We start from the raw sequence: 11680 nt of genomic DNA, 5'->3' as shown, positions 1-11680 counted from the left end.
CGGGTGCAACAAGGCCGCCTGTAGATGTGCAGTCTGTTCTCTGTGGTACTGCATCGAACCCGAACTCAGGTCTTGAGGAAAACAGCAAAGGCGACCACCGAATACCGCCCACATCAATCCGCTTGATTAACCGGGAAGTCCCTGTAGGGCGTTAGGGACAGATGGAAGACATCGGCGGCGGAGAGGTTTGGCCGACAAGGGCGCCAACCCCACTGGCGCTCCCACGCATCTCTTGAGGGGACGAGGCAGCTGCCAGTGCGAACTTTTCTTGGTGAATAGTGAGCACCCTCCCCGATCAACAGGCTGGCAGCCGAGAAACCGGTCGGCGCCGTTCGCTCATCGCGCGTGCGCGCGCCCTTGTTCCCAGGCCTGCGCCATCTGTCCCCACAGCGCCGCGCCGACACGCGTATCGCCTTTGGCCTCATCCAGAGTCTTGCCCATGGCATCCGCTATCCGGGCAATCACATCCGCGGGCTGAGCGACGCCGCACACGCGGCGGCCGAAATTCACCAGCTCATCGGTCGTCGGATAGGCCTTCGTCTGGTGCCTGCCAGCGAACAACTTCAGCGCAAGTGTGCGGTCTTCAAGCTCCGGCCCACCCGGCGACCGGGTGTACTTGTAGATGGAGGTCGTCACGACATCGAACATCGGGGCCAGCCACACCTCCTCGCGCGAGCGGTATAGCAACCCGAAGTTCTTGAGGTGCGCATCACCGTTGCGGACCATGATGGAAAAGGCAATCTGCTCGAAGAAGCGATGCAGGTTGCTGCTGTGAAGCTGGAACTGGCGCAGCAACTCGGCGACACGCTGGTAGCTGCCCTGGTACTTTCGGTCCGACAGAACGTCGCGCACCCGCAGCCCCGCCAGCGCCGCGATGTCTTCAAAGCCCAGCCGCTCCACCCGACCATCGGCATGGACGACCAGGTCAAAGCGGTCCAAGACCAACATCTGGCCATCATCGGACAACGCGAACGGCGGCACATCGATGCCGGCATGCTTGGCGGCCGTCAGACACAGGTATTCGTTGGCAGCCAACCCGGGGAAGGCGGCGCTTGCCGCCTTGACGATGAGTGACGGGATGGGCGCCGTGGGACGGTCCGGCACCATGATCTTGGGCTGCATGCCCGCGATGCCCGCACCCGTGCTCAAGTAGGCAGCCACCAGCTCGCTGAACACCTCGGGCGTGTACTTCGTGCTCAGCAGTTCGCCCTTGCTCAACGTCCGCGGCAAGGAGGGCTGGACCTGGTCGGGCAAGCTGAATCCCAGCCGACCAATCCCGTTGCGCCCCACCAAGGCCAGCATGTGCATCGGAGTCATCGGCTGCTTCGGGAACAGCTCCCGAATCCGCATGAACAGGTCACCTTCGGGAAGGTTTTGGTCCATGGGCGGAAACAAGTCGCCGTCCTGCCAGGTGAGGCTCTCGCTGGGCGGCATCAGCAGCGCCACTGTCGGCTGGTCAGGTTCCGGCGCCAGGTACCGAAATTCATAGGTCGATGCCCGGAGCATCTGCCCCGCCTGGACAGCGTCTCCGATGGAGACGCTCAGAAGACGAATTTTCTCAGGGAGCATCGTCGTCGTCCTGGAACCGAGCAGCGACTTCGCTCGCGGACGGCAAGCCAGCCCGCTCCAGCCTCAGCGCCAGACCGAGAGCTCCCAGCACAGCAAGCAATGAAGACACTGTGGAGTCCTCCCCCGCTTCGAGCCGGTAGATGACCTCCCGAACTTTGCCCGCCTTCACGGCAAGCTCGGACTTGCTCATCCCCAAGGCTTCGCGCTGGTCTCGCAGCTGGCGACCTAGCTCATCCGGCAATCTCACTTTGTCTGCCATGGCTGACATGATACGAATGAATCGGCAATTTTGTCAGCCATGACTGACACTCTTCGTTCGGGGCAGCAAATGCAAGCCATGCCTTGCACTTAAATGACCTCTCAGAGATTTTGCAAGGCATAGCTTTCATCACACGAACCTGCATCTGAGGCGCCTGCAGGAGATAGGACCGGTATCCGTGGCAAGCGGAAATGCCAGCCGAGTGAGAAGAACGATGCGCTCGGACATTTCTTTCAACTACGTCCCATCGGCACAGATACGCCAAGCTGGACGCAAGGAACCTGTTCCAAATTTGTTCCAGCGCGCCCCTTCACCTGCTCTCGTTCACCTGCGCTCAAATGAAGGTTACGGTGATGGTTTCCCGAGGGAAGGCCTCAGGGAATGGACCCGCTGGGCGTGTGAAATGGCCTTCGGGACGTAGAAGCCAGAGGTTCGCCCCCCTCACCCCGACCGGGAACTTCCTGTCTTTGGAGGCGGGACCACCGAAGCCTCGCATCAGCGGGGCTTCGGCGTTTTCGGGGGCCGTGGACAAGCCCGTCGTCAGGGCTGCTGGCGAACCAGTGCCTCCAGCGCGACGATGTCGAGTTGGCCCAGCACTTCAGCCATGGGCAGCTCGAACTCGCCGGTACCGCGCACCGACACCATCAGCATCTGCGGCCGGCTCGGGTGCAGGCGGTCCCATGGATAGTCCGGATCGGGGCGTACCAGGGCCGGATAGCGCTCGGCCGGATGTGCGTCGTCCCGCAAGCCGTTCAGGCCCAGGCGCGCCTGGGCGGCCAACGCCGCCGCGCCCAGCCGCTTGCGGTAGGCGCGCAGCTTGTCGAGCTGGCGACCTATGGGGTCATCGTCCAGGCCCCGGCTGCCACGCCGTGCTGCGGCGGACTCGATGGCACGCGCCTCGGCCGCGAGGCTGGCGCGCAGCTCCTGCTCGAGCCGCAGGGCCTGGGCCGGGTCAACCCGCCGCATGCCCTCCACCACGCGCTGGATGTCCGCCTCCCGCGCGGCCGGTGCCATCGCCACCTGCTGGCTGGCCAGCGCCGCCCGGGCCTCGACGTGGCGCCGCATCAGGTCGCGCTCGGTGAAGTCGAGGTAGTCGGCCGTCGTCACCGGCACCCAGGGCAGGCGGCCGTCGGCCGTGATGACCAGCATGTGGCCGCCGTAGAGCGGCCGCCCCTGGACCTGTGCGGTCGGGAAGACCTCGCGCCAGGCCGAGAACTGCTCGTCGCGCAGCTCGGGCACGGCGGTGGCAAAGAAGGCCTCGGGCTGGTTGACCTGCACGACGATGGAGGCGCGCGGCGGCAGCCGGTCCGCGCCCTTGACGACATCGCAGCGGCCCAGCCACATGGACTCGCGGTGGTCGCGCAGCAGGAAATGTGCGCCGCGAGCCGGCAGCGCCCACTGGCCGGCGATCTGCCAGCTGCTGCGCAGGCGCGAGCTCGGCAATGCCTGCAGGGCCGTCTGGCGGTGCAGTTGCGCGTTGAGCCGCTGCAGGGCCTGCTGCAGCGGCGCGACGCTGGCGTGCATGCTGGGCAGGCGGTCGGCGGTCTGCGGATGGGGCGCGTCCATCCAGCAGTCGATTGCGGCCCGGGCGGGCACGGCGCCGACCAGCGCGGCGGCGAGGGCGACTGCGGCCTTCATGCCCGCCCCCCGGGCGCGGCGGCGAGGTGGCGCAGCACATCGGCCCGCGACTGCGCCCATTGCGCAAAGCCCAGCAGGCCGGGATGCAGCGCGCGGGCGATCTCGGGCGCGCGCGCGGCGCAGTAGCTCGCGGCCTCGGCCTGCTGGTAGGCGAACATGCGCGCCATCTCCGACGCGCCGGGAAAGGGCTGGCGGCCGAAGGCAGCGGGCGCGATGGCCTGGTGGCGCACCGGCTCGCCCAGCACGCGCGACAGCACCTCGGCCATCTGCGCGCCGGTCAGCTGTTCGCCGGCCAGCCCGATGCGCTCGCCGATGACGGCCTCGCCCTGCACGAACAGCGCAGCGACGCAATTGCCGATGTCCTCGGCCGCGATGCCGCACAGCCGCGCGCCGCCGAGCGGCAGCGGCCAGAGCAGGCGGCCGTCAGGCTCGCGCTGCGGATGCAGGCCCAGGTGGATGAAGTTGTCCCAGTAGAAGGAGGGCAGCAGATAGGTCGTCGGCAGCGCGCGGAAGAAGGCGTCGGCCTGGCCCTTGGCGTCCATCTGCGGCACGGCCCAGGCGCTGGCACCGGCGCGCGTGTCCTCCTGTGTGGACCAGACCAGGTGTCGCACGCCGGCGCGCGCGGCCGCGCTGGCGAGCTGCGCGGCCTGCTGCAGCTCGCGCTCGGGGCTGAAATGCTCCCAGAAATCGGTGACGCCGAACACGCCGTGGGCGCCATCCAGTGCGGCGGCCAGCGTGCCGGGGCGGTCAAGGTCGGCCTGCACGACCTCGGCACCGGCCTGGGCCAGCGCGCGCGCGGCACGGGCGCCGGGCTGGCGCGTCAACGCGCGCACCGCGAAGCGCCGCCAGGGGTCGCGCAGCAACGCGCGGGCCAGGCCGCCGCCTTGGGCACCGGTGGCGCCGAAGACGGCGATGACGGGCCGCCCATGATGGACGGCGGGGTTCGCTGGCGCGCCCCCTGTGTCGCGTGCGGTCCCGCCAGGCGGAAGCCGAGCCCCTTCGGGTAGCCATGCGGGGCTCATCGCGAGCGTCCCAGCGACAACCAACCGCGCCCGCGCGGGCAATTGGCAAAGAGCGCGGCGTACAGCGGTGCGAGGCGTCGAAACGGGACCATGCAGACTCCAGGAAAGCGGCTTGGATCGGTGCAAGCAGGTGGCGATGCCCGCCATCTTCGGAGTCGGCAGCCCGCCCGGCATCGCTCGGTGGAGCCATCGCGCAGCCCGCGGCGGGCCATGCGCGCCGCTCAGCGGCGGTGCCAGTAGGCGGCGGCCTGGGTGCGGCTGTCGAGCGCGAGCTTGGTCAGGATGTTGGCGACATGCCGCTTGACGGTGTGCAGGCTGAGGTCGAGCGCGCGCGCGATCAGCTTGTTGCTCCGCCCCTCGGCCAGCAACGCCAGCACCTCCCGCTCGCGCGCGGAAAGCGGGTCGTCCGCCGGCACGGGCCGGGGCGCTGCGTCGGCCCCGTGCTGCCAGGCGGCCAGCCGCTGGTGCAGCGCGGCCAGCCCGGCCTCGGGCAGCCGCAGCCGGCCCTCGGTGGCCCGCCACAGCGCCCGCAGCCGGTCGGGAGGCTCCAGCAGCAGCACGCCCCAGCCCTCGTCGCGGGCGGCGTCCGCCAGCACCTCGTCCAGCCAGGCGGCCGCGGCGTCTGGTTCACCCTGGGCCGTGCAGCACATCGCCAGGCTGAGGCGTGCGTCGCCAAGGAAGGCCGGCAGGCTGGCCTGGCGCTGCCGCTGCACCGCGCACTCCAGGTTCTCGCGCGCTGCGGCGAGGTCGTCGCGCAGCAGCGCGTGCAGGCCCTGCACCAGTGCGGCACCGGTGTCGAGGACCGGCCATTCGCGGGCGGAGCGCGGCGCGGCCAGCGTGGGCAGCAGCGCGCCGAGCCCCTCGGCGTCGCCGGCCCGCCAGTGGATGCGGGCCTGCACATGCAGATAGGTGCGCCGCCAGCCGCTGCTGTAGCCGGCGGTCATCGTGTCCTGCACCAGGGCCAGTGCGGCCAGCGCCTCGGCGGTGCGCCCCTGCACGGCGAGATGCAGGCCGTTCAGGTGCTGGGCGCCTATGGTCAGCATCACGGCGCCCGGCAGGTGGCGCTGCAGTTGGAGAAGGGCCTGCAGCGCCGTGCGTGCCTGCGCAGGGTCGGCATGCCAGAAGGCCAGCCAGGCGTCCAGCGCCGGCACCTGCACTTCGGCCTCGCCCGGACCCGGGCCGGGCGCGCGGCGACGGCACAGCCACTGCAGGCGCTCCATCAGCGGACGGGCCCCGGGCACGCCGATGAAATGACCATAGCCCATGTCCACGATGTTGGGGTAGCGCGCCTCGGGCGCGAGGGTGGCGTTGTCGGCCATCGCGCCGAGAGCACTCAGCAGCGAGGCGGTGTCGCCGCGGGCCAGGCCATGCCAGGAGCCCAGCGAGTCGAAGGCCACCTGCAGCGCTGCGGGCAGGCGGGCGCTGGCGGCGGCCTGCAAGGCCTCGCGGCTGCGCTGCATGTCGCCCATCGCGTTGTGGCAGGCGCCCAGCATGCCCAACGCGAGGAAGCGGTCCTCGCTGCGACCGTTGCGCTCGAACGCGTCGTGGCTGCGCTGGAACTCCTCGCGGGCGCGCAGCCAGTCCCAGCGCGACCAGGCGCACAGGCCGCGCAGCAGCGCCACCTCGGCATGCTGCTCGCGCCAGTCGAGCGGCAACTGGTCGAGCCACCGCTCCAGGCGCTGCGTGCCACCCACGGCCAGCAGGCCGTCGGCGATGCGACGCAGGCCGTCCAGCGCCTCGGGCCAGCGCCCGGCTGCCAGCCAGTGCGGCACGGCGCGCTCGGCACGCGTCTCGGCGGCGGCGGCGCAGGCATGCAGCTCAGCTGCCAGGCCGGGCTGGCGGCGCTCCAGCTCGCCGCCCAGGAAGTCGCGGAACAGGTCGTGGAATCGCAGCACGGGCACGGCCTCGTCCAGCGCGGTGAGGAAGAGCTGGCGCCCGTAAAGGGCGTCCAGCACCGCGGTGGCGTCGGGACGGCCGGTGACGGCCTGGCACAGTGGCGGGCTGAGCTCGGGCAGGACGCTGCTGCGCAGCATGAAGTCCTGCAGCGGCGCCGGCAGCCCGGACAGCACCTCCTGGGCGAAGTAGTCGAACATGTGGCGATGGGCCGCTGGCCCGATCAGCAGCGGTGGGGCGCTGCCATCGCCACCAGCGCCACGCGCGCTGCCCAGCAGCAGCTGCAGGCCCGCGACCCAGCCATGGGTGCGCGCCAGCGCGGCGCGCAGGGCGTCCTCGGACATGCTCTCCAGCCCGCGCAGCCGGCACAGCGCCTGGACAGCGTCAAGATCGAACTGCAGGTCCTCGAAACCCAGCTCGACGAGCTCGCCACCGACCCGCCAGCGCGCCAGCGACAGCGTCGGCGTCACGCGGCTGCCGATGAAGACGCACAGCTCCGGCGGCGCGCGGGCGATGAGGGTGTCCAGCAACTGCAGTGCAGCGGCGTCCGTGACGTGGTGGAGGTCGTCCAGCACCATGGCGATGCGGGCCTCGGGCCGCGCGCCCAGGGCGTCGATCAGCAGGCCCAGCGCGGTACGCGCGCCGGGGCTCGCGTCCTGCAACTGGGCCAGCACGGTGTCGGGCGGCACGGCCCAGGGCAGCTCCAGCGGCGCCAGCGCACCAAACAGCGCGGCGAAGAGGCGGTTGGTGTCGTTGTCCTCGGCGTCCAGCGACACCCAGACGACCTGCCCGCCGGGCGCGGCGGCCAGCGCGGCAGCGGCCTGCACGAGCAGCGTCGTCTTGCCGAAACCGGCCGGCGCCTGCACCAGCACCAACCGGGCCTGCGCCGCCTGCGCCAGCGTGCGCGCCAGCAGCGCCGGACGAGCCACGGCATCGCGCCGCGCCCGCGGGACGCGGTACTTGCTGGGCGAGGCGGGCGGCGGGTGGATATCCATGCGCAGTGGCGACGGGCCGACGGATTCTAGGAAGCACCGGGCCTGGCCGCCTCAGAGCCGGCGGCGCGTCCGGCCGGTGACGCTTAGGTGGTTGTGGGGCATGGGTGCGGTGGCAGGCAGTGGCGGCGCGCGGCGTTCGCTCACGCCGGCAGGGAAGACGCGAGCAGCTTAGGCAGTCCTCGCGACCACGGCATCGGCCGGAAGAGCCATGCGCGGCGGCCGGACGGTCCATGACACGTTTTGCAACGTTTGCACGCCGCCGCCGCGGCGTCCGGGTCGCGGCCGCAGAGCGCCCACGCGCGACAAACTTCACGGCGCGCAGGGCCGACGGGATTGCCTCTGCACCCGCCCATGACTGGCACAATCGATGGACTCCGCCCCCCCCTTCGTCGCCGACGCAACTGCCTGTGGAAACCACGCTAGCCGAGCCGCTCCAGTCCGCCCTGTCGGGGGTCGCGCGCATGCTGGTGCATGCCGGCAAGCTCCCGGCCAAGGCTGCGGAGGATCTCGTCAAGCAGGCGCGCGAGAAGAAGACCAGCTTCATCAACACGGTGATCGCCAGCGGACAGGTCTCTCCGACAGAGCTGGCGCACACGCTGTCCAGCGCCCTGGCGCTGCCGCTGCTGGACCTGTCGGCGATGGACCCGCAGCGCATGCCGCAGAACGTCCTGGATGCGAAGCTGATGCAGCAGTACCAGGTCGTCGCGCTCTCGAGGCGCGGCAATCGCCTCATCGTGGGTGGCGCCGACCCCACCGACCTCGAGGTCATCGAGCGCATCAAGTTCGCGACGCAGCTGCAGCCCGAGTGGGTCATCGTCGAGCACGACAAGCTGGCCAAGCTGCTGACCAGCAGCGGTGCCAGCGCGGCCGAGGCCCTCGATTCCATCGCCGGTGGCGACTTCGACTTCGACATCGCGGAGGAAGAGGCTGCTCCGCAGCAGGAGTCGGCCGAACTGGGTGAAGTCGAGGACGCGCCCGTCGTGCGCTTCCTGCAGAAGATGCTGGTCGATGCGATCAACCTGCGCGCCTCCGACCTGCACTTCGAGCCCTACGAGTTCCACTACCGCGTGCGCTTCCGCGTCGACGGCGAGCTGCGCGAGATCACGCAGCCGCCCATCGCGATCAAGGACAAGCTGTCCTCGCGCATCAAGGTGATCTCGCGCCTGGACATCGCCGAGCGCCGCGTGCCGCAGGACGGCCGCATGAAGCTGAAGTTCGGCAGCAAGTCCATCGACTTCCGTGTCAGCACGCTGCCCACGCTGTTCGGCGAGAAGATCGTCATCCGTATCCTGGACTCGTCGTCCGCCAAGCTGGGCATCGACGCGCTGGGCTACGAGAAGATCGAGAAGGAACGCCTGCTCGCGGCCATCTACCGCCCCTACGGCATGGTGCTGGTGACCGGCCCGACCGGCTCAGGCAAGACGGTGTCGCTCTACACCTGCCTGAACATCCTGAACCAGCCGGGCGTCAACATCTCCACTGTCGAGGACCCGGCCGAAATCAACCTGCCCGGCATCAACCAGGTCAACGTCAACGACAAGGCGGGCCTGAACTTCTCGGCCGCGCTGAAGTCCTTCCTGCGCCAGGATCCGGACATCATCATGGTCGGCGAGATCCGCGACCTGGAGACGGCCGACATCGCGATCAAGGCCGCGCAGACGGGCCACATGGTCATGTCCACGCTGCACACCAACGACGCGCCCAAGACGCTCACCCGGCTGCTCAACATGGGCGTGGCGCCGTTCAACATCGCATCCAGCGTCCTGCTGATCACCGCGCAACGCCTGGTGCGGCGGCTGTGCGAGAACTGCAAGCAGCCGGCCGAGTACCCGCGCGAGGCCCTGCTCAAGGCCGGCTTCGCCGAAGAGGATTTCGACGGCAGCTGGAAGCCCTACCGCGCCGTCGGCTGCAACAGTTGCACCAACGGCTACCGCGGCCGCCTGGGCCTGTACCAGGTGATGCCAATCACCGAGGCCATCCAGCGCATCATCCTGGCCGAGGGCACGGCGATGGACATCGCCGAGCAGGCCAAGAAGGAAGGCGTGCGCGACCTGCGCCAGTCGGGGCTGGTGAAGGTGCGTGGCGGCGTCACGACGCTCGAAGAAGTGCTGTCCGCCACCAACGAATAACCCATCCGAGGAGAGCGCATGGCCACCGCCACCGCTGCAGCAAAAGGCATCAAGGACTTCGTCTTCGAATGGGAAGGCAAGGACCGCAACGGCAAGATCGTCAAGGGTGAGCTGCGCGCGGGCGGCGAGGCCATGGTCAGCGCCACGCTGCGCCGCCAGGGCATCCTCGTCAACAAGGTCAAGAAGCGCCGCTCCAGTGGCGGCACCTCGATCAAGCAGAAGGACATCGCCGTCTTCACGCGCCAGCTGGCGACCATGATGCGCGCCGGCGTGCCGCTGCTGCAGGCCTTCGACATCGTCGCGCGCGGCGCGACCAACCCGCGCCTGACCCGGCTGCTCAACGACATCCGCCAGGACGTCGAGACAGGCACCAGCCTGTCCTCGGCCTTCCGCAAGCATCCGCTGTACTTCGATGCGTTGTACTGCAACCTGGTCGAGGCCGGCGAGTCGGGCGGCATCCTGGAGGCCCTGCTGGACCGGCTGGCCGTTTACCAGGAGAAGACCGTCGCCATCAAGAACAAGATCAAGTCGGCGCTGACCTACCCGATCGCCGTCATGGTGGTCGCCTTCATCGTCGTGGCCGTCATCATGATCTTCGTCGTGCCGGCCTTCGAGGACGTGTTCAAGTCCTTCGGCGCTGACCTGCCCGCGCCCACGCTGATGGTCATCGCGATGTCCAAGTTCTTCGTCAGCTACTGGTGGGCCATCTTCGGCACCATCGGCGGCGGCATCTACTTCTTCCTGCAGAGCTGGAAGCGCTCGGAGAAGATGCAGAAGCGCATGGACCGGCTGCTGCTGAAGGTGCCGGTGTTCGGCGACCTGATGTACAAGTCGGCCGTCGCACGCTGGACGCGCACGCTGTCGACGATGTTCGCCGCCGGCGTGCCACTGGTGGAGGCGCTGGACTCGGTGGGAGGAGCCTCCGGCAACGCCGTGTTCCAGGAGGCCACCGAGCAGATCCAGCGTGACGTCTCCACCGGCGCCGCGTTGACCACGTCCATGCAGACCACCGGCATCTTCCCGACCATGGTGCTGCAGATGTCGTCCATCGGCGAGGAATCGGGTTCGCTTGACCACATGCTGGGCAAGGCCGCCGAGTTCTACGAGGACGAGGTGGACGAGGCCGTGAAGGCACTGTCCAGCCTGATGGAGCCTTTCATCATCGTGATCCTGGGCGGCATCATCGGCGGCATCGTCGTGTCGATGTACCTGCCCATCTTCAAGCTGGGACAGGTGGTCTGATGCCGGTGGACTACAGCGCCTGGCTGTCGCCCTGGGTTCTCGGCCTGTTCGGTCTTTGCATCGGCAGCTTCCTCAACGTCGTCATCCATCGCATCCCGCTGATGCTGGAGCGGCAGTGGCTGCATGAGTCCGCAGCGCAGCTGACCGACGCCGCCGCCATGGCCCGCGTCGCCGGCGCACCGGTCGCGGAGGCCGAGCAGCTCGCCAAGGCGGTAGACGCCTATGGCACCAGGATCGAGGCGCTGCCGCACTTCGGCATTTCCCGGCCGCGCTCGCGCTGCCCGCATTGCGGCCACCAGTTGCGCTGGCACGAGAACCTGCCGGTCGTTGGCTGGCTGCGTCTCGCCGGCAAATGCGCCGCCTGCAAGGCGCCGATCTCCAGTCGCTACCCGCTGGTCGAACTGGCCACGGGCCTGGCGTTCGCGGCCCTGTCCTGGCGCTTCGGTGCCCAGCCGACGACGCTGCTGTGGTGCGGCTTCGTCGCCGCGCTGATTGCGCTGGCGATGATCGACTGGGACACGACGCTGCTGCCGGACGCCATCAACCAGCCCCTGCTGTGGGCCGGCTTGGCCGCCGCGCTGATGGGCTGGACGATCCCGCTCGACAAGGCGCTGATCGGCGCGCTGGCGGGCTACCTGTCGCTGTGGTCGGTCTACTGGCTGTTCAAGCTCGCCACCGGCAAGGAGGGCATGGGGTATGGCGACTTCAAGCTGCTCGCGGCGCTGGGCGCCTGGCTGGGCTGGCAGATGATCCTGCCCATCGTGCTGGGCGCCTCGGCCATTGGCGCAGTGGTCGGCATCATCATGAAGATGAACGCGGGCCTGCGCGAAGGCCGTTACGTGCCCTTCGGCCCTTTCCTGGCCGGCGGCGGCCTGGTCGTGCTGTTTGCGGGGCAGACCACGGTGCTGGGCTGGCTGGGCTGGGCATGACGGC

The 11680-nt window shown here is 69.1% G+C and carries 8 protein-coding genes; 3 read left to right on the top strand and 5 right to left on the bottom strand.

What is annotated here, in order from left to right; all coding sequences use genetic code 11:
• Positions 1–336: 336 nt before the first annotated feature.
• The 5 genes from JOY88_RS04710 to JOY88_RS04690 form a co-directional block, all read right to left on the bottom strand.
• Positions 337–1569, bottom strand: coding sequence for a type II toxin-antitoxin system HipA family toxin (locus JOY88_RS04710; RefSeq protein ID WP_293500776.1), 1233 nt, complete (start codon positions 1567–1569; stop codon positions 337–339).
• On the bottom strand, positions 1559–1828 hold the full coding sequence (relB, locus tag JOY88_RS04705; RefSeq protein WP_293500774.1) for a type II toxin-antitoxin system RelB family anti-toxin: 270 nt from the start codon (positions 1826–1828) through the stop codon (positions 1559–1561). Before relB ends, JOY88_RS04710 begins: the two co-directional genes overlap by 11 nt.
• A gap of 540 nt (positions 1829–2368) precedes the next feature.
• Positions 2369–3466, bottom strand: a complete 1098-nt coding sequence (locus tag JOY88_RS04700; RefSeq protein WP_293500773.1) for a hypothetical protein — start codon at positions 3464–3466, stop codon at positions 2369–2371.
• The gene (locus tag JOY88_RS04695) at positions 3463–4488 is read right to left on the bottom strand and encodes an NmrA/HSCARG family protein (RefSeq protein WP_293500772.1); all 1026 of its coding nucleotides are present in this window, start codon (positions 4486–4488) and stop codon (positions 3463–3465) included. Before JOY88_RS04695 ends, JOY88_RS04700 begins: the two co-directional genes overlap by 4 nt.
• 221 nt (positions 4489–4709) lie before the next feature.
• Positions 4710–7376: a winged helix-turn-helix domain-containing protein gene (locus tag JOY88_RS04690; RefSeq protein ID WP_293500770.1), complete on the bottom strand. Its 2667-nt coding sequence runs from the start codon at positions 7374–7376 to the stop codon at positions 4710–4712.
• A 461-nt stretch (positions 7377–7837) separates the two neighbouring features.
• Here JOY88_RS04690 and pilB point away from each other — a divergent pair, with 461 nt between their 5' ends.
• Genes pilB through JOY88_RS04675 form a run of 3 tightly spaced genes read left to right on the top strand, consistent with a single transcriptional unit; the run spans position 7838 to position 11676 of the window.
• Entirely contained in the window at positions 7838–9505 is a 1668-nt protein-coding gene (pilB, locus tag JOY88_RS04685; protein ID WP_293500781.1) for a type IV-A pilus assembly ATPase PilB, read from the top strand.
• A gap of 18 nt (positions 9506–9523) precedes the next feature.
• Entirely contained in the window at positions 9524–10747 is a 1224-nt protein-coding gene (locus JOY88_RS04680; RefSeq protein WP_293500768.1) for a type II secretion system F family protein, read from the top strand.
• Positions 10747–11676 carry a prepilin peptidase gene (locus JOY88_RS04675; RefSeq protein WP_293500766.1) on the top strand — a complete coding sequence of 310 codons (930 nt, stop codon included), beginning with the start codon at positions 10747–10749 and terminating at the stop codon, positions 11674–11676. The genes JOY88_RS04680 and JOY88_RS04675 overlap by 1 nt, the downstream gene beginning before the upstream one ends.
• The last annotated feature ends 4 nt before the right edge of the window (positions 11677–11680 follow it).

Origin of the sequence: Roseateles sp., assembly GCF_019237615.1 — a bacterium.
Classification (GTDB): Bacteria; Pseudomonadota; Gammaproteobacteria; order Burkholderiales; family Burkholderiaceae_C; genus Pelomonas.
The sequence above is the reverse complement of the archived record's forward strand: the minus strand, read 5'-3'. Positions and strand labels throughout refer to the sequence as shown.